Consider the following 24,542-nt stretch of genomic DNA (forward strand, 5'->3'; position numbering starts at 1 on the left):
CCAAGTGACGCCGAATCCCTCAGACTGTCAGGGACAAGAATCATCCCGCTCCGATACCCGTCCCCAGGGTCACTCGAGCCTTTCTGACCCTGACTCGCTCATCAAGGATTCCTGCATGAATGACACCCAACCTGATCAGGCCACCCTCAATGACGCCCTCCCCGGTCAGCACCAGTTGATCATGACCGAGTTGATGACACCGGACATGGCCAACTTCAGCGGCAAGGTGCACGGTGGCGCCATTCTCAAGAAGCTGGATGAAGTCGCCTACGCCTGTGCCAGCCGCTACAGCGGCAGCTACGTCGTCACTCTGTCGGTGGACCAGGTGCGCTTCAAGCAGCCGATTCACGTCGGCGAGCTGGTGACCTTCCTGGCCTCCGTCAATCATGTCGGCCGCTCCTCGATGGAAATTGGCATCAAGGTCGTCGCCGAGTCCATCCAGGGTCGCCTGATTCGTCATACCAACAGCTGCTACCTGACCATGGTCGCGGTGGATCCGGACGGCAATCCGGTTCCGGTGCCGCCACTGAACCTGGAAACCCAGGAGCAGAAACTGCGCTTCCACAAGGCCGCGATTCGCAAGAAGCTGCGCAAGCAGGCCGAGGAAGAGGAAAAGCGCCAGGAATCGATGGAATTCTGAGACACCGATCTCGAAAGCCAGTGCAAGATGCGGAGTGCGAGGTAGTCGCCACGTGGCGATACTGGGCGGAACTCCGTCACCGCGAGACGAACGATGACTCCTTCACGAGCGGCACAAGACGCCATCTGGCAACGCCTGCTGGCTCGCCAGTCGATTGCCGGTGAGTCACTGCGCTATGGCGTGATCACCACCGGCATCTTCTGCCGTATCGGCTGTCCCTCACCGCCTCCACGGCGTGACAATGTCAGGTTCTTCCCTGACACCCGCGCCGCGCATGCAGCCGGGCTACGCGCGTGCCGTCGCTGTCACCCAGAGACGGATTCATCCTCGGACAACCGCGAGATCCCCGACATGCCACACTGGCTCATCGCCGTCTGTCGGCAACTGGAAGCCGCCGTCGCCGAGAGCCGGCCGACACCGTCACTGAGCCGTCTGGCCATCCTCACGGGCCTTGGCAGCTCTCACCTTCAGCGCCGCTTCAAGGCCTGGCTCGGCCTGTCGCCCAGCGACTATGCCAGCGGACTGCGCCAGCTGCGCTTTCATGATCTGCTCGAACAAGGGCGCGGTGTCACCGACGCCATCCTCACGGCAGGCTATCGCTCCACCAGCCGTGCCCATGCACGCGCCGGTGGCATGACACCCAGCGCTCGTTCGAAAGGAGGCAGTGGCGAGACACTATTGGCGATGCACTGGCCATGCAGTTTCGGTATGCCCGAGCATCACTGCTGGCTGAGCGCCGCGCTCAGTGAACGTGGAGTGGTGGCCATCCAGCTGACGGATAGCCGTGATGCTGGGCAGAGTGCTCTGGAAGCTCGTCTGCCAGAGGCTGACTGGCAACAGGTGACACCCGACGACGAGGCAGGGCAATCACTGCATGCAATGCTCGGTGCACGCCTGCTGGCACTCTGCGAGACTCCACAGACGAGCCAGACGCTCTTCATCGAGCTGCCGCTGGATGTGCGCGGTACCGCATTTCAGCTGCGTGTCTGGCAGCAACTGAATACCACCCTGAGCGGCGAGACCCTGACCTACCGGCAACTGGCCGAAGCTCTGGGGCGACCCACTGCCAGCCGCGCCGTCGCCAATGCCTGCGGTGCCAACCCCCTCGCCCTGCTGACGCCCTGCCACCGCGTGGTGCGGGGTGATGGTGGTCTCGGTGGCTATCGCTGGGGAGTGGAACTCAAGCAGGCAAGGCTGGCTCAGGAGGCCGAATCCTCCGGCAGATCATGAGGCTCGCCAGCGCACAGCGGCTAGAGCGTCGTGCAACGCAACGGCGGCGGGGCATGCAGCACCTCACGGACGATCTCCAGGGCCCGCGTCAGGACCTCACGATTCTCGGCGGCACTCAGGCACAGCCGCAATGCCTGTGGTGGAGGTTCATTGCCGACACAGAAAGGCTCGGCACTGGTGACATGTACCCCGCGCCGAGCCAATGACTCGACCACAGCCTGGCTACGCTGCCCTTCGGGTAGCACCAGCCACAGATCGAACGATGAAGGCCGCGAAGAGAGCGTCCACTCCCCCAGCAGAGTACGTGCCAGTCGCTGGCGCGCCCGCATCTCCTCCACCTGCCAGTCCACCAGTTGTGTCGCATTGCCACTGGTCAGCCAGGCGCAGACCGTTTCCATCAACAGCGGTGCCACCATCCAGCTGTGACTGCGCAGCACCGCGCCAATCCGGGACAGCACTTCCACCGGGGCGCGCAATACGCCCAGACGCAGACCGCCAGCCAGCAGTTTGGAGGTACTGAAGACATACAGGGTGCGCTCAGGCGCCATCTGATAGAGACGAGTCCCGCACTCCTCCCTCGGCAGATACTGCACGCCGTCCTCCAGAATCCAGAAATCGTGCTGGCGCGCAAGGGCGACCAGGGCCTCGCGCCGTGCATGAGACAACTGCGCCGCGCCCGGATTGTTCTGCTCGGCCATCACGTAGACCATCCTGGGCACCTGCTGGCGACACAGCCGCGCCAGAGCCTCGACATCCATGCCCTCCTCATCCAGCGGTACTCGCAGCAGCTTCAGGCCCCGCTCAGCAGTCGCGGCGATCAGTCCGGGGTAAGTCAGCGCTCCCGTGACCACCGCCTCTCCGGGGGCCAGCAAGGCCGACAGCGCGAGAGTAATGCCATTCTGCCCTCCCTGCGTCAGCATCAGCTCCTCGGGCTCGACCGGCATGCCGAGCTCGCTCATCCAGCTCGCCAGCAATTGGCGATGACTGCCCACCCCGAATTCATTCTGGTATTCGACACTCCGCACCAATGCCTCGGGGGAGTGGCTGATCGCGGTCAGTGCCGCCGCCATCCCCTGCTGCCGCGCCGGATGCGGCGGTGGCAGGCTCATGGTGAGATCCATCACACCAGAGGATGCCGAAAGGGAGTCATCTGACTCCGCCGCGATCCCGAATGATGGCTTGGCATGCAAGGCATGTCCGAAGCGCCTGTCGGGCACAGGCCCCGCGCTGACCGGCGCATTGACGTAGGTTCCGCTCCCCACACGCGCCCTGACCAACCCATGTCGCTCGGCCTCGGCATAGCCGCGTGTCACGGTACCGATCGTCACGCCCAGCGCATCCGCAAGTCGGCGTTGCGGCGGCAGTCGCTCATCCTCCTTGAGCAGGCCTGAGGCGATATCGAGGCGGATGGCCTCCGCCAGCGCACGATAGCGCGGCAGGGTGGGATCAAGTGTCGGAGTCCATATTGTCATGGTGACAAAAAACCTGTTGACGGTAATTGTCATCAGATTATGCTCAAAACATGGCACCAACAAGCCATAAAATGCTGGAACGTGCCGACATCCATCACAATTGCACCCATACAATAATGCGGCATCACGCCAACGCCCCACACGCTGAAGGACACCCATGGAATCCCTCGCCTTTCTTGCCCCAGCCACGCTCTACATGCTGTCGATGACTCTGACACCGGGGCCCAACAACGTCATGCTGACGGCCTCCGGAGCCAATCATGGCTATTGGCGCACCCTGCCGCATATCTTCGGCATCATGATCGGCTGCCTAGTGCTGTTCATCGGCATCGCGCTGGGACTGGGACTGGTCTTCGAGCGCTACCCCATCGTGCAGACACTGCTCAAGGTGTTGGGGAGTGGCTATCTGCTCTATCTGGCCTGGAAGATTGCCATGGCCCCACCACCCGACCTGTCGAGCCGACAGGATGCACGGCCGATGAGCTTTCTGGCAGCCGCGCTGTTCCAGTTCGCCAACCCCAAGGCCTGGGTCATGGGTATCGCACTGATGGCGGGCTTTCTCCCGGAAGACGGGCCGGTGTGGCTCAACGCGATCCTGCTGGCGAGCTTCGCGGAACTGGTGGCGCTGCCCTGCATCTCCCTGTGGGCAGGCTTCGGCACCGCCATCGGGCGTCTGCTGAATACCGATCGCGCCTGGAGGATCTTCAACCGCGTGATGGGGGCACTGACGGCCTCCTGCGTCATCTTCATCCTGGGCTGATCGTCGCTGGCCTGCGAGGGACGGCAGTACATCACGGATATCGAACACTGTTCGCATCGCCACTGTTTTCCCTCGCGATGTTCGCTAGACTGTCAGGACGCTTTTTACACGCCTGCACAGGATGCTCCTCCATGCTGACGCTCTATGGTGATCGCCGCTCCGGTAACTGCTACAAGGTCGAGCTGCTGCTGCACCTTCTCGAACGCCATCACCATTACATCGAAGTCGACATTCTGGCCGGCGATACTCGCACGCCGGAATTCCTGACCCGCAACGTCAATGGCAAGATCCCGCTGCTGGAGCTGCATCGCGGTGAGACACTGTCAGAGTCCAACGCCATCCTGAACTACCTCGCCGATGGCAGCGATTATCTGCCGAGTGACCCCTTCCTGCGTGCCAAGGTGCTGCAGTGGCAGTTCTTCGAGCAATACAGCCATGAGCCCTACATCGCCACTGCCCGCTTCATCAATCGCTACCTCGGCCTGCCCGAGGAACGCCGTGACGAGTACGCCGCCAAGCAGGAGGGCGGCAAGCGTGCCCTGCGGGTGATGGAGCACCATCTCGCCGAACATGACTGGCTGGTAGGGGATCAGTTCACGATCGCCGACATTTCCCTTTATGCTTATACGCATGTCGCTGATGAAGGCGGTTTCGCGCTGGATGATTATCCTGCCATACAGGCGTGGCTGGCACGTGTCGCGGCGCGCCCGGGCCATTTCGATATCCCGCGCGACTGATATCCTCTCCAGCTGGCAGCCCCAGCGACCACCGGCTCACCTTCCATGACAGGCTCGTCGATGCTACCCGTCACCTATCGCCCCATGACACCCGCCGACCACTCGGCCTTCATGCACATGATGGAGGCCACCCCGGGGGTGGTGATCCGCAAGGCGGATGAGTATGCCGCCGTCGAGCGCTATCTGATCCGCAACCCCGGCATGAGCCACTTGGCCTTCTCCGGCGTGCGGCTGGTGGGATGTGCCATGTCCGGGCATGATGGCAAGCGCGGCTACCTGCAACATGTGATGACGGCCCCGGACATGCGAGGCCAGGGGATCGCGAGAACATTGGTCGAGCGCTGCCTGGACGCCCTGGCACAGGAAGGCATCGACAAGGTGCACCTGGATACCCTGCATGACAATCATGAGGCCCACCGCTTCTGGGAGCGTCTGGGCTGGGCAAATCGCAATGCCGAGATCGTGCGCTTCTCGCGCCTGCTGGTGGACGACCCCAACGCCTGACCTCTCTCGCTGATTTCCCGCAACCCTCGCTGAGCAAGGAGCTCTGACGTGCAATTTCTCGAAAATGATGACCTCGGCAAGTTGATCCTGCGCCTGACTCTGGGACTGCTGTTGCTGTTCCACGGCCTCTCGAAACTGCTCGGTGATGGCGGCACGTTGAGCTGGATCGCCGGCGAGCTGGAGAAGATGGGGATACCAGGCGTGGTGGCCTATGGGGTCTACATCGGCGAGATCATTGCGCCCATCATGCTCATCCTCGGCGTGCACGCCCGCATCGCCGGCCTGATCGTCGTCGCCAACATGCTGTTCGCCATTGCGGTGGCTCACATGGGGCAGCTGCTGAGCCTGTCATCGTCCGGTGGCTGGGCATTGGAACTGCAAGGCTTCTTCCTCGCCAGCGCACTGGCCGTCGTCTTTCTCGGCAGTGGCCGCTTCGCGGTGCAGGAGGACTGATGGCCGACGTCGTCACTGCCAGCACCTATTGCGAGAATGCTCCCCAGCACCCGATTCATGGTCCCTATCATGATCACGAATACGGCTTCCCGGTCAGCGATGACCGGGTACTGTTCGAGCGTTTCGTGCTGGAGATCAACCAGGCCGGCCTCTCCTGGCTGACGGTACTCAAGAAGCGCGAGGCCTTTCGCGAGGCCTACGAGAATTACGATATCGCGCGTATCGCCGCCTATGGAGATGAAGAGCGCGCGCGCCTGTTGAGCGATGCCGGCATCATCCGCAACCGCCTCAAGGTCAATGCCGTGATCCACAACGCGGGCGTGGTACTGCAGATGAAGGACTCGCACGGCAGCTTTCTCCAATGGCTGGATGCCCATCATCCGCAACCCTTGTCCGCCTGGGTCAAGCTGTTCAAGAAGACCTTCCGCTTCACTGGTCCCGAGATCGTCAACGAGCTGCTGATGAGCTGCGGCTATCTGCCGGGCTGTCATCGTGACGACTGTCCGGTACAGGCTCGCGTGCTGGACGCCGGCCCGCGCTGGGCCGAGCCGGGTGCTCTGGAGGCGATCCATGCGGATGCCTGACACCAGCTCGTCCTCTTCACTCCCCCTTCCCTCTCGCAGGTAGCCCGCCGATGGACTCCCTTACCCAGATCTGCCTCGGAGCCGCCGTGGGCGGTGCCGTCATGGCGCCCGCCATCCGACGCTTGCCCGTCGAAAGCCGCGGCGCTGCCATCCGTTATGCATTACTCGGTGGAGCGGCACTCGGCACCCTGCCCGATCTCGACGTGATGATCGACTACGGTGACGCCGTCGCCAATTACACCCATCATCGCGGCTTCAGCCATTCCCTGCCGGTACTGGGGCTGCTGGGCATTCTGCTCGGCTGGTTGCTCGCCCATCTTCCACGCCTGGCACCATTGGGGCGTGGCCGCCTGATCGCCTACTGCCTGCTGTGCCTGATCACGCACCCGCTGCTGGATGCCTTCACCACCTATGGCACCCAGCTGCTGTGGCCATGGCCAAGCCGACCGGTGAGCCTGGCCAGCATCTTCATCATCGACCCGCTCTACACCCTGCCGCTGCTGATCACCGGCCTGTGGGTCGCCATACGCGGCCACGCAGGACGATTGCTGGTCTCTGGCCTGATGCTCTCGAGCCTCTATCTCGGCTGGGGGCTGGCCGCCAAGAGCTGGGTGGAACATCGCATGGCGCCGGTATTGGCCAGTCAGGGATTCGCGGACGCCCCACGCATGGTGCAGCCCACGCCCTTCAACAGCCTGCTATGGCGGGTCAGCGTGGTCACGCCGCTGGCGGATCACGAGTGGATGGTCGGTGTCTTCGATTCCGACGAGCAATTGATGGCACTGGCGCGACGGGATTTCCCGCGCCAGCCAGCGCTGGATGCCGAGGTCGGGAAGCTTGAGGATGGACAGCGTCTGCGCTGGTTCGCCGCGCCCTACCTGCGGGCGAGCCGCGAGCGGACATCAGAGGGTGAGACGCTGCTGGCGGTGACCGATACCCGCCTGGGCTCGCCCGGCTACCACCCCTTCCGTTTCGCGCTGGCCCGCCAGACCAGCACACGTGAATGGCATTCTCTGGACGACAGCCAGCGACTGCCCAGTCAGCGTGTCGATCGCACTGCCTTGCTGAGCCTCTGGCAAGCCATCCATGACCCGGCATCCCGCATGCAGCCAGGCCAGCGCACCGTCTCAGCCACGCCCTCCAGCCCCTCGACCGAGACAAGATAAAGCGCCGCTGATGAAGGCCCGAGAGACGACAACGCCCGCCATGGAAGCCATGGCGGGCGTTGTCGTATCAGTACTGCGGACAGGATCAGCCGAGGTACTTGATCATCACCCCAGCGGCCACCGCCGAGCCGATCACACCGGCCACGTTCGGCCCCATCGCATGCATCAGCAGGAAGTTGTGCGGGTTGTACTCAAGCCCGACCTTGTTGGAGACACGTGCCGCCATCGGTACCGCCGAGACACCGGCCGACCCGATCAGCGGATTGATCGGCGTCTTCGAGACCTTGTTCATTAGCTTGGCCATCAAGACACCGCAGGCCGTGCCGATGCCGAAGGCGACCACGCCGAGGGCCAGAATGCCCAGCGTCTCCACCGCCAGAAACTTGTCGGCCTGCAGCTTGGAGCCCACCGACAGTCCCAGGAAGATGGTAGTGATGTTGATCAGCGCGTTCTGGGCGGTATCCGACAGACGCTCCACCACACCGCACTCGCGCATCAGGTTACCGAAGCAGAACATGCCCAGCAGCGGTGCGGCGTCCGGCAGCAGCATCGCCACCATGATCAACAGCACCAGCGGGAACAGGATCTTCTCGGTCTTGGAGACCGGACGCAGCTGCGTCATCACCAGGCTGCGTTCCTTGGCGGTGGTCAGCGCGCGCATGATCGGCGGCTGGATCATCGGCACCAGTGCCATGTAGGAGTAGGACGCCACGGCGATCGCCCCCAGCAGCTCCGGTGCCAGCAGACTGGCGACGTAGATGGAGGTCGGGCCGTCCGCACCGCCGATGATGCCGATGGCCGCCGATTGCTGCAGGCTGAAGTCCATCAGTCCCATCGAGGTCAACGCCACCGCGCCCAACAGCGTCGCGAAGATGCCGAACTGCGCCGCCGCCCCGAGGAACAGGGTCTTGGGGTTGGCCAGCAACGGACCGAAATCCGTCATCGCCCCAACGCCCATGAAGATCACCAACGGCGCGATGCCGGAAGCGATCGCCACGCTGTAGAAGCTGTACAGCATGCCGTTGGAGAAGCCACCATCCAGCGCCATGTTGCTGGCCTGCTGCTTGAGCACTGCGGGAATCTCGCCATGCAGTGCCTGCTCCACCGCGTGGCGCGCCTCATCCAGCGGCAGGCTGGCGATGTTGACGTTGAGCAGATTGGCCATCGAAGCCAGCAGCTCCGGCTTGCCGAGATGCGCCGCCTGCTCGGCAGCAGACAGCGCCAGTCCGGCTTCCGGAATGTTGGCCAGAATGCCGCCGAAGCCGATCGGTACCAGCAGCAGGGGTTCGAAGTTCTTGCGGATCGCCAGATAAAGCAGGCCAAGGCCGATGACGATCATCGCCAGCTGGCCGAAGCTCATGTTGTAGAGCCCCGAGCCGTGCCAGAGGTTGAGTATCTTGTCCATGTCGTGTCGCCTTGCAGAGGAGCATCACCGACCGGCCCGTCGTGCATGCCGACGGGCCGGACACACCGGCTCAGAGGGTGATCAGAACGTCGCCGACACTGACACTGTCGCCTTCCTTGACCTTCACCGCGGAGACGGTACCGGCCTGGTGGGCACGGATCTCGGTCTCCATCTTCATGGCCTCGAGAATGATCACGACATCTCCTTCCGCCACGCTGTCACCGACGGCGACATTGACCTTGAAGATGTTGCCCGCCAACGGCGCATTCACCGGCTCACCGGAGGCGGCCTGGGCGGCAGATGCCGCGGCTGCCGGAGCCGATGCCGCAGGCTCGCTGGCCTGCACCTGGGTGATGTCTCCGCCTTCGGCAACCTCGACGACATACTGCTTGCCGTTGACGTTCAGGGTGTAGGTCTGCGGGCCGCTCGACGCGCCTTGAGCACTGACGGCCGGAGCACCAGAGACCGGCGCTGCGGCGGCCTTGGATGCCTTGTCATCGACAGCCTGCGGGGCGGGCTCAAAGGCATCCGGGTTGCCACGGTTGCGCAGGAACTTGAGGCCGATCTGCGGGAACAGCGCGTAGGTCAGCACGTCATCGGTCTCGCGCTCGCCGCTCTCCAGCGCGATACCTTCCTCCCTGGCCTTGGCCTTGAGCTCCTCACGCAGACGCTCCATCTCCGGCGTCAGGTTGTCTGCCGGGCGGCAGGTGATCGGCTCGGCGCCTTCCAGCACGCGGGACTGAAGTTCGCTGTCGAAGGGTGCCGGCGCCGCGCCATATTCACCCTTGAGCAGCGCCTGCACTTCCTTGGAGATCGACTTGTAGCGCTCGCCCATCATCACGTTCATCACCGACTGGGTGCCGACGATCTGTGAGGTCGGGGTCACCAGCGGGATGTAGCCCAGGTCCTTGCGTACGCGCGGAATCTCGGCGAGCACGTCATCCAGCTTGTCACCGGCGCCCTGCTCCTTGAGCTGGCCTTCCATGTTGGTGAGCATGCCACCCGGCACCTGGGCGACCAGAATGCGCGAGTCGATACCGCGCAGGCTGCCCTCGAATGCCGCGTATTTCTTGCGCACTTCGCGGAAGTAGGCCGCGATATCCTCGAGCTTCTCGAGGTCCAGTCCGGTATCGCGCTCGGTGCCTGCCAGCATCGCGACGACCGATTCGGTCGGGCTGTGGCCGTAGGTCATCGACATCGAGGAGATGGAGGTGTCGACGTTGTCGATGCCCGCCTCGATGGCCTTGAGAGCCGTGGCGGTGGAAAGCCCGGTGGTGGCATGGCACTGCATGTGGATCGGGATCGACAGGCTCGCCTTGAGGCGCGAGACCAGCTCGAAGGCGGTATACGGCGTCAGCAGGCCCGCCATGTCCTTGATCGCCAGCGACTGAGCCCCCATGGACTCGATCTTCTGCGCCAGCTCCACCCACATCTCCAGCGTGTGCACGGGGCTCACGGTGTAGGAGATGGTGCCCTGGGCATGCTTGCCCTGATCCAGCACCGCCTTGAGCGGACGCTCGAGGTTGCGCGGGTCATTCATCGCGTCGAAGACACGGAAGACATCGACACCGCTGGTCGCGGCACGCTTGACGAAGGCATCCACCACGTCATCGGCGTAATGACGATAGCCGAGCAGGTTCTGGGCGCGCAGCAGCATCTGCTGCTGAGTCTTGGGCATCGCTTCCTTCAAGGCACGAATGCGCGCCCAGGGGTCTTCGCCCAGGTAGCGGATGCAGGCGTCGAAGGTCGCGCCGCCCCAGCTCTCCAGCGACCAGAAGCCGATGTCGTCCAGCTTGGCGGCGATCGGCAGCATGTCATCGAGGCGCATGCGCGTGGCCAGCAATGACTGATGCGCGTCGCGCAGTACCACATCCGTGATGCCCAGCGGTTGCTTGTCCATGAGTGATCCCTTGTTCTTTATAATGTGGATATCGGGTTCTGCCGTGGCGGCAGGCTTGCCTTTCACTGCGCCTGCCACACAGAATATTGCACTCGAGAGGTGGTCTCCCCACCGGACGGCTCATGATAGAATCGCCGCTTTCTCGCTGCGGTGTCGCTCCGGCGCTCCGAGAGTACCAGCAGCACCGACGACTTCCGCGACATCTCAGTGCTTGTGATGATCCTGGCGAAAGCGGTGAATCGCCGCCGCCATGACAGCCGTCAGTTCGCTGTCATCCTCTGCTGCAGGTGCCGCCGAGACAGGCGCGCGCGTCGTGCGCGGTGCAGCCGGTAGCGGCGCGGGCGCAAAACGGTCCACCAGCTTGGCCATCGCCATCATGGCGACTACCAGCAGACTTAGAAACACGAACACGAACCCCATCCCGAACACCATCAGGTTCAAGCCTTCACCGAGCAGATCATTCTCTTGCATGCCAGTGTCCTCGAGTCATTCTCGTCATCGCGCCAATCAGGGTGCGGCATGAGCGATGATTGCCCATGCCTTCGATGATGCTCGACACGTCCAAGCGTTCACGCCGTTGCGTCGCTGGCCACTGTCGACACCCCATGCAGCGGCATTCAGTGCTTGTTGATCGCTTTAAAGTGCCTGATTCCACGGCAATTGCAATGACACCATCGTTGACCCCACAAGCCCTCGCGCGGGCTGGCCGCATCGGCATCGCGCCGATGGAAGGCGTGATTGATGACATCACGCGCGAATGTCTCACCGGCCTTGGCGGCTATGACTGGTGTGTGACGGAATTCGTGCGCGTGACGCATGTCAAGCTACCGCCTCGCGTCTTCAAGCGTATCTGCCCGGAGCTGCTGGAAGCCTCCCCGACACGGACGGCACGCACACGACACGACACACCGGTCGCATTGCAGCTGTTGGGTGCCGACCCCGAGGCGCTGGGCATCAACGCTCGCGTCGCGGCACGCCTGGGGGCACCCAGCGTCGACATCAACTTCGGCTGCCCGGCCAAGACCGTCAACCGTCACGACGGAGGCGCAGCCCTGCTGCGCTCGCCGGACCGCGTCTTTCGTGCGGTGGAGGGCGTGCGCGATGCCCTCAAGGGCATCGGGGTACCCGTCACGGCCAAGATTCGCCTCGGCTTCAACGACCGTCGCCTGGCACTGGCATGCGCTCAGGCAGCCCAGGCCGGGGGCGCCACGCAGCTGGTCGTGCATGGGCGCACCAAACAGGAAGGCTATCGTCCGCCAGCGCACTGGGAATGGATCGGCAAGATCACGTCCGAACTCTCCATTCCGGTCGTTGCCAATGGGGACATCTGGGACATGCCCTGCTACTGGCGGGCTCGCTCACTGTCCGGCTGTCGCGATGTGATGCTGGGGCGTGCCGCCCTGGCCGACCCCTTCCTCGCGGCGCGCATCAAGCACTGGCAGATGACCGGGGAGTTGCTGCCCGAGACGGACTGGACACAGCGTGCACAGGTGCTGCTCTCCCACGCCGAACGCTGCGCCCATCTGCCTGACAAGGTGATGGTGCCGCTGCTCAAGCAGTGGATGAACATGATGCGCCAGAGCGGCAACGAGGAAGCGGAACGTCGCTTCCAGGCCATCAAGCGCCACAAGGGGCGCGCCGAATTCTTCACCGGTCTGGTTGCAGGTACCTCGCTGGCATTGGCGCCGAGTCTGTTGACATCGGTGACCCACATGCCGGAATCCGCCGACTTGCCCGCCCTCGCCTGATCCGTCCGAAACAAAAAAAGGCGCCCCTCGCGAAAAGGGCGCCCTAGCGATCGTCCGCCTGAAGGCGTGACATCACAGTCAAGGAAAACGGGGAACTGTCAGACATGACATGAAGGCAAGGATCGAGGCCATGCCGGCTGAGATCGCAGATGCCTGACTTTTCTTCAGACGAAGAAAAACCCGCTTCAGTGAAGCGGGTTTTTCAATTGGCGCGCCCTGGAGGATTCGAACCTCCGACCGCCTGATTCGTAGTCAGGTACTCTATCCAGCTGAGCTAAGGGCGCATAAACCTTGAAATCTGTGGCCTGAGCATTTCAAATGTCTTCAGGACTTGACTTGCGAGTGTTGTGTCTTTCCAACACCGTCTTGCATTGCAGTGGCGCGCCCTGGAGGATTCGAACCTCCGACCGCCTGATTCGTAGTCAGGTACTCTATCCAGCTGAGCTAAGGGCGCATCTTACTGCATTTGTACCTAATGGCGGAGAGAGAGGGATTCGAACCCTCGATAGGGCTATAAACCCTATACTCCCTTAGCAGGGGAGCGCCTTCAGCCACTCGGCCACCTCTCCTCATCAGGTACGGCGCATATCTTACTCATTTGATTGGGCTTTGTCTAGCCCCTGTGTCGATTTTTTGGCTTCGATGCAGAGCATCTCATCACCATTCGACAACAGGCTCGAGGCTGCGCGCCCCCAAGCAATCTCCCCGCATGAACCAGAACATGACGATGGCTAGCCTGTCGTCGCGTCTCGTTCGAGGGAGCGGGAATAATACCCAAGAAGAAGTCGTCTGTCTCCCCCTTTCCAGGAAAAAAGTGAATTTTTTCCTTATGGAACACTGACTTGACGCTCAGCCGCCCATTCAGCTCTGTCTGATGCCTCCGACGCATGCATCTGAGCCTGAACGGATCGAGTCACTCAGGCCGCCAGGACCGGGCAACGCCCAGACCGCCCAGACCATATCCCAGAAACACGAACGCCAACCAGGTGGACAGCGTGGTTGGCGTTCGTGTGGTGCTCTCGAGAGTATCCGGAGCCATCTGGTGGGCATGACATGCCATCAGGCGATGGCATCACCATTGTCTTCCTTCTCGCGCTGGATACGCTGATAGATCTCTTCACGATGGACGGCGACGTCCTTGGGTGCGTTGACACCGATTCGCACCTGATTTCCCTTCACACCGAGCACGGTGACGGTGATGTCATCACCAATCATCAGCGTTTCACCTACTCTACGGGTCAGGATGAGCATGACTGATCTCCTTGTCAGTAATTCATACAGCCGGGACGGCAACAGGATTCGAAGTCAGCGACCGGCAGGGACGAGCCGGCCACCGAGGTGCATGAGGCCTGGAGATTATGCGTCATGCATGCTCCGACGGCCAACATCACCCCTTCATATCAACTGAATGACTCGTTGAATGAAAGCACCCGACACACCGGCTCTCCCCCAGAAGGTGCGATCGCCAATGTATCGGGTGCATGAGGCAGGGCCCCTGGCGCTCCTTGCCGGGCCTCACTTCCATGCAGTGCAGTCCCTGGCGGAAGGACGAGCCACCCACGGGTGGCAAGTCACTTCATCTGAGCACCATTGTGCTGATCATTCAATGCAAATCAGGCAGTCTCGTCGCTGACGGCTTCCGCATCCAGGCCGAAGGCGGTGTGCAGTGCACGCACGGCCAGCTCCATGAACTTCTCGTCGATCAGAACGGAGATCTTGATCTCGGACGTGGACACCATGCGGATGTTGATGCCCTCTTCCGCCAGCACGCGGAACATCTTGGAGGCGACACCGGCATGGGAACGCATGCCGACACCGACCAGCGAGACCTTGGCGATATTGTCATCGCCTCTGAGCTCACCGCCGCCGACGGACGGAATGACCGTCTCGTTGAGGATACGCTGGGTCGCCTTGAAGTCGCTCTTGGCCACCGTGAAGGAGAAGTCGGTCGTATTGCCGTCCGGGGAGACGTTCTGGACGATCATGTCGATCTCGATGTTGGAATCGGCGATCGGGCCCAGAATCTTGGAGGCGACACCCGGAATGTCCGGCGTGTTGAGCAGGGTCAGCTTGGCTTCGTTGACATTGAAGGCAATGCCGGAGATCAGCGGTTCTTCCATGTTGTCTTCTTCCTCAGCGACGATCAGGGTACCCGGGCCATCCTCGAAGGAAGACAGCACACGCAGGGGAACATTGTACTTGCCGGCGAATTCCACCGAACGGATCTGCAGGATCTTGGAGCCAAGGCTCGCCATTTCCAGCATTTCCTCGACGGTCACCGTTTCCAGACGACGTGCCTTGGAGCACACACGTGGATCAGTGGTGTAGACACCATCGACATCGGTATAGATCTGACACTCGTCCGCCTTGAGGGCTGCCGCCAGGGCGACGCCGGTGGTGTCCGAGCCACCGCGCCCCAGTGTCGTGATATTGCCTTCATCATCGACCCCCTGGAAGCCAGCGACCACCACGACCTTGCCAGCATCGAGGTCTTCGCGCAGGTCATCGGTGTCGATGCGCTGGATACGCGCCTTGGTGTGCGCGCTATCGGTACGAATGCCTACCTGAGCGCCGGTATAGGAGGTCGCGTCGACACCGATCTTCTGCAGTGCCATGGCCAGCAGGGAGATGGTCACCTGCTCACCGGTAGAGACCAGCATGTCCATTTCGCGCGGCGTCGGGTCATCGTTGATCTCGCTGGCGAGACCGATCAGTCGGTTCGTCTCGCCACTCATGGCTGAGACGACCACGACAACCTGATGTCCTTCGTCGCGGAATCGCTTGACCTTCTCGGCGACGGCCTTGATCCGCTCCACCGAGCCGACCGAAGTGCCTCCGAACTTCTGAACGTATAGCGCCATGTGCGTTTCCGTTATCCGTGTCCGTTTGCGTTGTCCCCACATGAGACTCATGCGGGCCCAAAAAGAGGCCGGGTCTCCTCACGAGAAGCCCGGCCTTCATCTTGTCTTCTTACCCCAGCTGGGCGTCTACCCAGGCTGGCACGCCGGCCAGTGCCCCGGGAAGCGATGCGGCATCACTGCCACCGGCCTGCGCCATGTCAGCACGACCACCGCCCTTGCCACCGACCTGCTCAGCCACGTGACGCACCAGATCACCCGCCTTGATGCGCGAGGTCAGATCATCGGTGACGCCTGCAATCAGGCTGACCTTGTCACCATCCGCGACGCCAAGCACCAGAATGCCGGAACCCAGCTTGGATTTCAGGTCATCCATCAGGCCACGCAACTCCTTGCCGGAGACGCCTTCGACCTGCTTGGCCAGCACCTTGAGCCCCTGGACATCCGCGATGTCGCTCAGCATGTCACTGGCAGAAGCGGACGCCAGCTTGGCCTTCAGACGCTCAAGCTCCTTCTCGAGACCGCGGTTGCGCTCAAGCAGACTGGTGACACGCTCCTCGACCTGCTCCGGCTTGGCCTTGAGGCGCTCGCCCAGACGAGTCAGGGTCGCTTCCTGCGCCAGCAGGAAATCACGTGCCGCACGGCCAGTGATGGCTTCGATGCGGCGCACGCCGGAGGCGATGCCAGTCTCGGCGATGATGTGCATCTGACCGATATCACCACTGCGCTTGACGTGAGTCCCGCCACACAGCTCGATGGAGAAGGCATCCTGACCGATGGTCAGCACGCGGACCTGCTCACCATACTTGGCATCGAAGAGTGCCGCCGCGCCGCGCGCCTTGGCTTCATCGAGAGTCATGAACTCGATGGTGGTCTCGGCGTTGGCGAGAATCTGCACATTGACGATGCGCTCGACTTCGGAGAGCTGTTCTGCGGTCATCGCCTCAAAGTGACTGAAGTCGAAGCGCAGGCGCTCGGCCGTGACCAGCGAGCCCTTCTGCTGGACGTGCTCACCCAGCACCTGGCGCAGCGCTTCATGCAGCAGGTGCGTGGCGGAGTGGTTGCGCACGGAGGCAGCACGCAGATCTGCATCGACCTGCGGACGCACCGCGTCGCCCACCGCGAGCGAACCTTCGATCAGCACACCGTGATGCAGATGATGTCCGGCCTGCTTCTGGGTATCGCTGACCTGGAAACGGCCGCCCTCCAGATGCAGATAACCGGTATCGCCCGCCTGACCACCGGACTCGCCATAGAACGGCGTGGTATCGAGTACCACGATGCCCTTGGTATCGGCCTCGAGACGCTCGAGCGCATTGCCTTCGCTGTCGAACAGCGCGGTGACGGTCGCCTCACCCTCGAGGTGATCATAGCCGGTGAATTGCGTCTCGCCTTCCAGCGTCAGGTTGGCGGAATAGTCGCCCCCGAAATTGCTGGCAGCACGTGCACGCTCACGCTGAGCTTCCAGCGCGGCCTCGAAACCGGCCTCATCGAGGATCAGTTCGCGCTCGCGGCAGATGTCGGCGGTCAGGTCGTAGGGGAAGCCGTAGGTATCGTAGAGCTTGAAGATGGTTTCGCCGTCGAGGGTATTGCCATCCAGCTCGGCGATGGCCTCCTCGAGCAGCTTCATGCCGTGCTCCAGCGTACGCGCGAACTGCTCCTCTTCCTTGAGCAGCACACGCTCGATCTGCTCACGCGCAGAGCGCAGTTCCGGATAGGCATCGCCCATCTCGGCATCCAGCGCCGCGACCAGCTTGTAGAAGAAGCTGCCGCGCGCGCCCAGCTTGTGACCATGACGCACGGCACGGCGAATGATGCGGCGCAGCACGTAGCCACGCCCTTCGTTGGACGGCAGCACGCCATCGGCGATCAGGAAGGCACACGAACGGATGTGATCCGCCACCACGCGCAGCGAGGGAGTGGTGATGTTGTCGTGACCGATGATCTCGGCCGCCGCCGCCAGCAGATTCTGGAACAGGTCGATCTCGTAGTTGGAGTGCACGCCCTGCATCACGGCCGCGACGCGCTCCAGCCCCATGCCGGTATCGATGGACGGCTTGGGCAGCGGGTTCAGCGTGCCTTCGGCATCACGATCGAACTGCATGAAGACCAGGTTCCAGATCTCGATGTAGCGATCGCCATCTTCGTCCGGGCTGCCCGGCGGGCCACCGGCGACGTCTTCACCGTGATCATAGAAGATCTCGGAAGACGGGCCACAGGGGCCGGTGTCGCCCATCTGCCAGAAATTGTCCTCGTCGAGACGCGAGAAGCGGTTCTGATCGATGCCGACCTCGTTGAACCAGATGTCACGGGCTTCGTCATCGCTGACGTGCACGGTGACCCACAGCTTCTCCTTCGGCAGGCCCAGCTCTTCGGTCAGGAACTTCCAGGCGAACTGGATGGCTTCGCGCTTGAAGTAGTCACCGAAGCTGAAGTTGCCCAGCATCTCGAAGAAAGTGTGGTGACGTGCGGTGTAACCGACGTTGTCCAGGTCATTGTGCTTGCCGCCGGCGCGCACGCAGCGCTGTGCGGAGGTGGCACGGCTGTAGCCACGCGGATCACGGCCCAGGAAGACATCCTTGAAGGGCACCATGCCGGCGTTGGTGAACAGCAGGGTCGGGTCGTTGTTCGGCACCAGAGAACTGGTGGGAACGATGGTATGCCCCTGCTTCTCGAAATAGGTCAGGAAGGCGTTTCTGATTTCTGCGCTTTTCATAGATGTTCCGTAGCGATGTGCGTAAAGACGCTCCGGGGGTCTTCTTCTGCATGACTTCCGCATGGTTTCTGCATATTCATCCATGTGGGAATGCATGGAGGTGCAATGAAAAGCATGAAAGAAGGCGCCTGCCCCGTGCCGTCGCAAGACGACCTAGTATAACGCCTGTTCGCGCAAGCTAAAGGGGGGGAAATGGCTTGAGTGACCGGTTTGCGCGTTCCGAGCCATTGCCCGGGCAATGGCTGGCCTCACGCCTCGTCTTCCGTCCAGGCGGACTCCATGGCGTAGCGCAACTGCTCGTAGTCGAAGCCGCGCTGGAGCAGGAAGCGCTCTCGGCGCGCACGCTCCTTGTGACCCTCGCCCGCTGAGGAAAAGCGCCTTGCCAACGTCTCGCGCGCCAGCTCGAAGAAGTCCACCGCATCAACATGTCCAAAGGCATCAGGCACCGGATCACAGGCAGCACGCATCACGGCACCTGACGTCTCGTTGTCGATGCCACGCTGGCGCAACTCCTGCTGGATACGCCTGGGGCCCTGCCCCCTCAGCACCCGTGTCCGCAGGAAGCTGGCGGCGAAGCGCTCATCGGATTGCAGGCCTTCCTCGACCAGACGCTCCAGCACTTCCTCGATCAGCAGCTCGACCTCATCACGACTCAAGCGCGTCTCGGCGCCCTCCTCGCCACTCGCGGACTGCTCCGCCAGCGCATCATCGCTGACGGTCTGCAGGTAGTCGCGCTCCTTGAGATAGTCGTGCAGCTCGCGACGGCTGTGCTCGCGGCGTGCCAGACGTGCGATGGCGTCATTGCGGGCACGCCGTTGCGGCGTCATCGCGCCGACATCGAGGGGCTGATAGTCCGGCCCGACGGTCTCTCTTTCCTGATCGTGCATGTTGGCGCTCCTTTCTGGAGAGGCACCCAAGATGGCGAAATCCCCGGTGCAAAACGCACAGCGCCCGCCACCGAAAACGGGGCGGGCGCTGCAGATCACTGAAAGGCGCTGAAATCAGCGCTCAATGAACACGTTCTCGAGCAGGTCTCAATCGAGATCCAGATCATCTTCATTTTCGGCGACCACTTCTTCCTTGGCCTCTTCCTTGGTTTCCGGAGAAGCCAGCAGCTGGGCGCGAATCTGGCTCTCGATCTCTTCCATGATCGCGGGGTTATCCTCCAGATACTGGGCGGAGTTGGCCTTGCCCTGACCGATCTTGCTGCCCTGGTAGCTGTACCAGGCACCTGCCTTGCCGACCAGACCACACTGCACGCCCAGATCAATGACCTCACCGGCGTGGTAGATGCCCTTGCCGTAGAGAATCTGGAACTCGGCCTGGCGGAACGGCGGCGCGACCTTGTTCTTCACGACCTTGACGCGAGTCTCGTTACCGGTGACTTCATCGCCGGACTTCACGGAGCCGGTACGACGGATGTCGAGACGGACACTCGAGTAGAACTTCAGCGCGTTACCACCGGTGGTGGTTTCCGGGCTACCGAACATCACCCCGATCTTCATGCGGATCTGGTTGATGAACACCACCATGCAGTTGGCATTCTTGATGTGACCCGTCACCTTGCGCAGCGCCTGGGACATCAGACGCGCCTGCAGGCCGACGTGGGAGTCACCCATCTCACCCTCGATCTCGGCACGCGGCGTCAGGGCTGCCACAGAATCGACGATGATGACGTCGACACCACCGGAACGCACCAGCATGTCGACGATCTCGAGTGCCTGCTCACCGGTATCCGGCTGGGAGACCAGCATCTCGTCCAGATTGACGCCGAGCTTCTCGGCGTAGGACGGATCCAGCGCGTGCTCGGCATCGATGAAGGCACACACCTTGCCCTGCTTCTGGGCCTGGGCGATGACCGAGAGCGTCAGTGTCGTCTTGCCCGAGGATTCCGGACCGTAGATCTCGACCACTCGACCGAAAGGCAGGCCACCGATGCCGAGCGCGATATCCAGGCCCAGAGACCCGGTGGATACCGACGGGATGGCCACACGCGGGGCATCGCCCATGCGCATGACGGCGCCCTTGCCGAACTGGCGCTCGATCTGGGACAGCGCCGCGTTCAGCGCCTTGGTACGATTGTCGTCCTGTGCCATGTGGCCTCCTGTCGAACGGCGGCGCCGCATGGGCAACCACCTGAAATAGGAAATTCTCAAGCTTCGGGTGATGCAGAGACTGTCAGCCTAGCGGCTGGGCTGTCATGGCAAAACCCTGTATACATGGACAGTATGATGCCGCATGTTTCATCGTTCTGCCAGTCCGGTGATGCGCTTTTTCAGGCAGCAGTCTCAACGCAGAGGGTTGCATGCGTCTCGAGCCTCACCAGTTCAGCCCTGCCAGGCTTCCACGCATTCGATCAAGCCTTGCAATGCCACCCTCACGGCAGCGTCGCGCACGACCTGCCGGTCTCCCGGAAAGTGGAAACACCGCGCCTGCTGTCGCGCCTCACTGCCCCATGCCAGCCACACCGTCCCCACGGGCTTTTCTTCACTGCCGCCTCCCGGACCCGCCACCCCACTGATTGCCACCCCCAGTTCGGCACCGCTGTCACGACACGCTCCCCTGACCATCTCGCGCACGACGGCCTCGGAGACTGCCCCGAAGTCCGCGAGCGATGCTTCGCTGACGCCGAGCAGACGCCGCTTGGCCGCATTCGAGTAGGTCACATAGCCCGCCTCGAAATAGCCGGAGCTACCGGAAATCGCCGTGATCGCGGCACTCACGCCGCCCCCGGTGCATGACTCTGCAGCAGTGATCTGGACTCCGCGCGCCAATGCCAGCGCCTGCAGCTGCTCGGCCAGTGCATTCGCATCCGGTGCCTCGGACGTCGTATCCGTCAATCGGGCCATGAACGAACTCCTTTCTAGAAGTGGTCTGAGGAAAAGGGAAGCGAGCAGGAGGCATCACAGGCATTGGAGCCGGCCGCGCCAGTCCGTAGAATATCGCGCATCCCGCATGCCGTGTTCTCGCATGTGCGTCTTTTTCCCATTGCAGTGCAGTCAAGGAAGTCCATGGCCATGGCCAAGAACAGCGCGCCCCAGATGACGCCGATGATGGCGCAGTACATGAAGATCAAACGCGAGCACCCCGGTGTGCTGCTGTTCTATCGCATGGGCGACTTCTATGAGCTGTTCCATGAGGACGCCAAGCGAGCCGCGCAACTGCTCGATATCACCCTGACGGCACGTGGCAGCTCCGGCGGCTCCCCCATTCCCATGGCAGGGGTGCCTTATCACAGCGCCGAGGGTTACCTGGCACGCCTGGTGAAAATGGGCGAATCCGTGGCCATCTGCGAGCAGATCGGCGATCCCGCGACCACCAAGGGCCCCGTCGAGCGCAAGGTGGTGCGCATCGTCACACCGGGCACCCTGCATGACGAGGCGCTTCTGGATGCCAGCCGTGACAATCTGCTGGTGGCGCTGCATCGAGACGGTGAGACCTGGGGCCTGGCGGCACTGGAGCTTTCCTCAGGACGCTTCAGCGTACTGGAAGTCAATGGCGATGAAGAACTGCTGGCCGAGATCCAGCGTCTGTCACCCGCCGAGCTGATGGTCGGCGAGAGTCGTGAACTGCCAAGCAGTCTTGCCTCACGCCCGGGCCTGACCCGTCAGAGCGACTGGCATTTCGACCATGAGACCGCGTTGCGCCTGCTCTGCGATCAGTTCGGCGTTCAGGACCTCAATGGTTTCGGTTGCAGTCATCTGACCTGCGCGGTCACCGCTGCTGGTGCCCTGCTCGACTACGCGCGTGACACGCAGCGCACCGGTCTGCCCCACGTGACGGCGCTGGCCGTCGAGAGTCGCGACGATTCGGTCGTGATCGATGCCGCCAGCCGTCGCAACCTCGAGATCGACACCAATCTTGGCGGCAGCAGCGACAACACGCTGGCCAGCGTATTGGACGTGACTGCTACCGCGATGGGCTCACGCCTGCTCAAGCGCTGGCTCAACCGCCCGCTGCGCGATCAGACCCAGATCGGCCAGCGCCAGGCGGCAGTGCAGCGCTTGATTGAGGGTGACTACCCCTTCGAACTGCAAGGCCTGCTCAAGCGGATCGGCGATGTGGAGCGCATCCTGGCGCGTGTTGCACTGCGCAGCGCCCGCCCGCGAGACATGGCGCGCCTGCGTGATGGCCTCAATACACTGCCAGAGCTGCGTGCCGTGCTCGCCAGCGTCGAGAAAGGCAGTGCCATCGATGACCTGCGCGATGGCATCCGCCTGTTCCCCGCCCTCTCGGCCATGCTCAGCGAAGCGCTGATCGAGAATCCGCCGGTCGTGCTGCGCGATGGCGGGGTGATCGCCGATGGCTACGACGATGAGCTGGACGAGTATCGCGGCCTCTCCGAGAACGCCGGTCAGTATCTGGTGGCCCTCGAGACTCGTGAGCGTGAGCGCACCGGCATCAGCAACCTCAAGGTCGGCTACAACCGCGTGCATGGTTACTTCATCGAGCTGCCGCGCTCCCAGTCAGCGGAAGCTCCGCCGGAATACATCCGCCGCCAGACGCTCAAGAATGCCGAGCGCTTCATCATCCCGGAACTCAAGGAATTCGAGGACAAGGCGCTGTCGGCCAAGTCCAAGTCGCTGGCCCGCGAGAAGCTGCTGTATGAGCACCTTCTGGATGACCTGAATACCGAACTGGATGGCCTGCAGCAGACGGCACGCGCCCTGGCGTCACTGGATGTGCTCACCGCCTTCGCTGATCGCGCCGCCGCACTGGACTTCGTCCGCCCACAGCTCAGCGACACGCCGGGAATCGACATCGAAGGCGGCCGCCACCCGGTGGTGGAACATGTCAGCGACCACCCCTTCGTGCCCAACGACGTGCGCTTTGACGATGCGCGCCGCATGCTGGTGATCACCGGCCCCAACATGGGCGGTAAATCCACCTACATGCGTCAGACTGCGCTGATCGCACTGCTCGCGCATACCGGCAGCTTCGTACCCGCCGCTCGCGCCTGCATCGGCCCGCTGGATCGCATCTTCACGCGTATCGGCTCCTCGGATGACCTGGCCGGTGGCCGCTCGACCTTCATGGTCGAGATGACCGAGACTGCCAGCATCCTGCACAACGCCACCGACGAGAGTCTGGTGCTGATGGATGAGATCGGTCGCGGCACCTCGACCTTCGATGGCCTGTCATTGGCCTGGGCAAGCGCCGAGCACCTGGCCCGCACGCGCGCCTTCACGCTGTTCGCGACCCATTATTTCGAGATGACGGCACTCCCCGAGCACGTCGATGGCGTGGCCAACGTTCACCTGACCGCCGCAGAGCATGGCGATGGCATCGTCTTCATGCACCGTGTCGAGGAGGGGCCGGCAAGCCAGAGTTATGGCCTGCAGGTTGCCCAGCTGGCCGGGGTCCCGCAGAACGTCATCCTGCGTGCACGTGAGAAATTGACCAGTCTCGAGCAGCAGGAGGTCGATCGTCCGCAGGTTGCCCGTGAAGATGCACTCGGCCAGCCAGTACCGCAGCAGAATGATCTCTTCGCGGCACCGCCTCACCCGATCGTCGAAGCCTTGACCCAGCTGGACCCGGATGACCTGAGCCCCAAGCGGGCACTGGAACTCATCTATGAATGGCGCAAGATCCAGTAAGCGGCGGAGTGAGTCGACTGACAAGTCGCATGACACCATGCGCCTGCCGACACTCGACAGTGCGCGATGGGCATAGCACCATTCCAAAACGATCCGCCCACGCTGATTGCGAGGGCGGCAGAGCGCCACTAGAATAACGCCTTATAACACTCGCGCCGCTTATAACCTGAAACTCAAGATGCCGCTCAGACGGCACAGAGTGGCGCTGGACCACGACCTACGAGAGACGCCGACCCGCGTCAGGAGACCCAGATGGCATTCATCGTCACCGAGAACTGCATCCGCTGCAAATACACTGACTGCGTGGAGGTCTGCCCGGTCGATTGCTTCTATGAAGGCCCCAACTTCCTGGTCATCAACCCGGACGAGTGCATCGACTGCGCTCTGTGCGAGCCGGAGTGTCCCGCGGAAGCCATCTTCTCCGAGGACGAAGTGCCGGAGAATCAGAAGGAATTCATCGAGCTGAATGCCGATCTGGCCGAAGTGTGGCCGAACATCAGCGAGAAGAAGGACGCCATGGAAGACGCTGAGAAGTGGGATGGTGTCGAAGGCAAGCTCGAATACCTGGAGCAGTAAATGCCCTGCCCGACCTGACCGGGCAAGCACCAGGTTCTCATCAAGACGGCAGCCACTCCCTCAGGGGTGGCTGCCGTCTTCGTCTTGAGCGCTCATGGTCAGCCATCCCGGCGGGTGGGGCCGAAAAAAGGCACAAAAAAGGGCAACCCCGAAAGGTCGCCCGCTCCAAGCGTGTCCCTGTCGATCCGTCCTGGAT

Annotated in this window: 21 protein-coding genes and 3 tRNA genes; 11 read left to right on the forward strand and 13 right to left on the reverse strand. The window is 62.4% G+C overall.

Annotation, left to right across the window (positions count from 1 at the left end):
* The first annotated feature begins 115 nt into the window (after positions 1-115).
* Positions 116-640: an acyl-CoA thioesterase gene (locus QD172_RS13065; protein WP_077378016.1), complete on the forward strand. Its 525-nt coding sequence runs from the start codon at positions 116-118 to the stop codon at positions 638-640.
* 93 nt (positions 641-733) lie between these two features.
* Positions 734-1,870: a methylated-DNA--[protein]-cysteine S-methyltransferase gene (locus QD172_RS13070; protein WP_279855974.1), complete on the forward strand. Its 1,137-nt coding sequence runs from the start codon at positions 734-736 to the stop codon at positions 1,868-1,870.
* 20 nt (positions 1,871-1,890) lie between these two features.
* Here QD172_RS13070 and QD172_RS13075 read toward each other — a convergent pair whose 3' ends face one another.
* Positions 1,891-3,342 (reverse strand): PLP-dependent aminotransferase family protein, encoded by a 1,452-nt coding sequence (locus tag QD172_RS13075; protein ID WP_279855975.1) that lies wholly within the window; start codon positions 3,340-3,342, stop codon positions 1,891-1,893.
* A 157-nt stretch (positions 3,343-3,499) separates the two neighbouring features.
* On the opposite strand from QD172_RS13075, the gene QD172_RS13080 reads away from it, so the two are divergent.
* The 6 genes from QD172_RS13080 to QD172_RS13105 all read left to right on the forward strand — a co-directional run bounded on the left by QD172_RS13080 (position 3,500) and on the right by QD172_RS13105 (position 7,546).
* Positions 3,500-4,102 carry a LysE family translocator gene (locus QD172_RS13080; protein ID WP_077378007.1) on the forward strand — a complete coding sequence of 201 codons (603 nt, stop codon included), beginning with the start codon at positions 3,500-3,502 and terminating at the stop codon, positions 4,100-4,102.
* A 131-nt stretch (positions 4,103-4,233) separates the two neighbouring features.
* Positions 4,234-4,839, forward strand: a complete 606-nt coding sequence (locus tag QD172_RS13085) for a glutathione S-transferase family protein (RefSeq protein WP_077378004.1) — start codon at positions 4,234-4,236, stop codon at positions 4,837-4,839.
* A gap of 60 nt (positions 4,840-4,899) precedes the next feature.
* Positions 4,900-5,343, forward strand: a complete 444-nt coding sequence (locus QD172_RS13090; RefSeq protein WP_205632723.1) for a GNAT family N-acetyltransferase — start codon at positions 4,900-4,902, stop codon at positions 5,341-5,343.
* Positions 5,344-5,391: 48 nt separating this feature from the next.
* A complete protein-coding gene (locus tag QD172_RS13095; RefSeq protein ID WP_077378001.1) occupies positions 5,392-5,796 on the forward strand; it encodes a DoxX family protein in 405 nt (134 codons plus the stop codon).
* Positions 5,796-6,380 carry a DNA-3-methyladenine glycosylase I gene (locus QD172_RS13100; protein ID WP_084207848.1) on the forward strand — a complete coding sequence of 195 codons (585 nt, stop codon included), beginning with the start codon at positions 5,796-5,798 and terminating at the stop codon, positions 6,378-6,380. The genes QD172_RS13095 and QD172_RS13100 overlap by 1 nt, the downstream gene beginning before the upstream one ends.
* Before the next feature lie 50 nt (positions 6,381-6,430).
* Positions 6,431-7,546, forward strand: coding sequence for a metal-dependent hydrolase (locus QD172_RS13105; RefSeq protein WP_279855976.1), 1,116 nt, complete (start codon positions 6,431-6,433; stop codon positions 7,544-7,546).
* 85 nt (positions 7,547-7,631) lie between these two features.
* Here the strand turns inward: QD172_RS13105 and QD172_RS13110 are convergent, their stop codons facing one another.
* The 3 genes from QD172_RS13110 to QD172_RS13120 all read right to left on the reverse strand — a co-directional run bounded on the left by QD172_RS13110 (position 7,632) and on the right by QD172_RS13120 (position 11,322).
* Positions 7,632-8,951 carry a sodium ion-translocating decarboxylase subunit beta gene (locus tag QD172_RS13110; RefSeq protein WP_077377992.1) on the reverse strand — a complete coding sequence of 440 codons (1,320 nt, stop codon included), beginning with the start codon at positions 8,949-8,951 and terminating at the stop codon, positions 7,632-7,634.
* Between the two features lie 70 nt (positions 8,952-9,021).
* The gene (gene oadA / locus QD172_RS13115; protein WP_279855977.1) at positions 9,022-10,851 is read right to left on the reverse strand and encodes a sodium-extruding oxaloacetate decarboxylase subunit alpha; all 1,830 of its coding nucleotides are present in this window, start codon (positions 10,849-10,851) and stop codon (positions 9,022-9,024) included.
* Between the two features lie 204 nt (positions 10,852-11,055).
* Entirely contained in the window at positions 11,056-11,322 is a 267-nt protein-coding gene (locus tag QD172_RS13120; RefSeq protein WP_084207845.1) for an OadG family protein, read from the reverse strand.
* Between the two features lie 254 nt (positions 11,323-11,576).
* Here QD172_RS13120 and QD172_RS13125 point away from each other — a divergent pair, with 254 nt between their 5' ends.
* On the forward strand, positions 11,577-12,599 hold the full coding sequence (locus QD172_RS13125) for a tRNA-dihydrouridine synthase family protein (RefSeq protein WP_279856011.1): 1,023 nt from the start codon (positions 11,577-11,579) through the stop codon (positions 12,597-12,599).
* Between the two features lie 207 nt (positions 12,600-12,806).
* Here QD172_RS13125 and QD172_RS13130 read toward each other — a convergent pair.
* From QD172_RS13130 to QD172_RS13170, 9 genes are all read right to left on the reverse strand, one after another.
* A tRNA-Arg gene (locus QD172_RS13130) sits at positions 12,807-12,883 on the reverse strand.
* A gap of 93 nt (positions 12,884-12,976) precedes the next feature.
* Positions 12,977-13,053: transfer RNA gene (locus QD172_RS13135), tRNA-Arg, on the reverse strand.
* 22 nt (positions 13,054-13,075) lie between these two features.
* Positions 13,076-13,168 (reverse strand) — tRNA-Ser (locus QD172_RS13140).
* Between the two features lie 490 nt (positions 13,169-13,658).
* Positions 13,659-13,850 (reverse strand): carbon storage regulator CsrA, encoded by a 192-nt coding sequence (gene csrA / locus QD172_RS13145; protein ID WP_043332937.1) that lies wholly within the window; start codon positions 13,848-13,850, stop codon positions 13,659-13,661.
* A gap of 362 nt (positions 13,851-14,212) precedes the next feature.
* Entirely contained in the window at positions 14,213-15,460 is a 1,248-nt protein-coding gene (locus QD172_RS13150) for an aspartate kinase (protein ID WP_077377982.1), read from the reverse strand.
* A gap of 109 nt (positions 15,461-15,569) precedes the next feature.
* Positions 15,570-18,173, reverse strand: coding sequence for an alanine--tRNA ligase (gene alaS, locus QD172_RS13155; protein WP_279855978.1), 2,604 nt, complete (start codon positions 18,171-18,173; stop codon positions 15,570-15,572).
* A 248-nt stretch (positions 18,174-18,421) separates the two neighbouring features.
* Entirely contained in the window at positions 18,422-19,060 is a 639-nt protein-coding gene (locus QD172_RS13160) for a regulatory protein RecX (RefSeq protein WP_255303222.1), read from the reverse strand.
* A gap of 147 nt (positions 19,061-19,207) precedes the next feature.
* Positions 19,208-20,269: a recombinase RecA gene (gene recA / locus QD172_RS13165; RefSeq protein ID WP_077377977.1), complete on the reverse strand. Its 1,062-nt coding sequence runs from the start codon at positions 20,267-20,269 to the stop codon at positions 19,208-19,210.
* Between the two features lie 231 nt (positions 20,270-20,500).
* A complete protein-coding gene (locus QD172_RS13170) occupies positions 20,501-21,022 on the reverse strand; it encodes a CinA family protein (protein WP_279855980.1) in 522 nt (173 codons plus the stop codon).
* 168 nt (positions 21,023-21,190) lie between these two features.
* Here QD172_RS13170 and mutS point away from each other — a divergent pair, with 168 nt between their 5' ends.
* Positions 21,191-23,770: a DNA mismatch repair protein MutS gene (gene mutS, locus QD172_RS13175; RefSeq protein ID WP_084209581.1), complete on the forward strand. Its 2,580-nt coding sequence runs from the start codon at positions 21,191-21,193 to the stop codon at positions 23,768-23,770.
* A gap of 252 nt (positions 23,771-24,022) precedes the next feature.
* Complete coding sequence (gene fdxA / locus QD172_RS13180) at positions 24,023-24,346, forward strand: ferredoxin FdxA (protein WP_077377971.1); 324 nt, start codon at positions 24,023-24,025, stop codon at positions 24,344-24,346.
* The last annotated feature ends 196 nt before the right edge of the window (positions 24,347-24,542 follow it).

Source organism: Cobetia sp. 10Alg 146, assembly GCF_029846385.1.
GTDB classification, from domain to species: Bacteria; Pseudomonadota; Gammaproteobacteria; order Pseudomonadales; family Halomonadaceae; genus Cobetia; species Cobetia marina.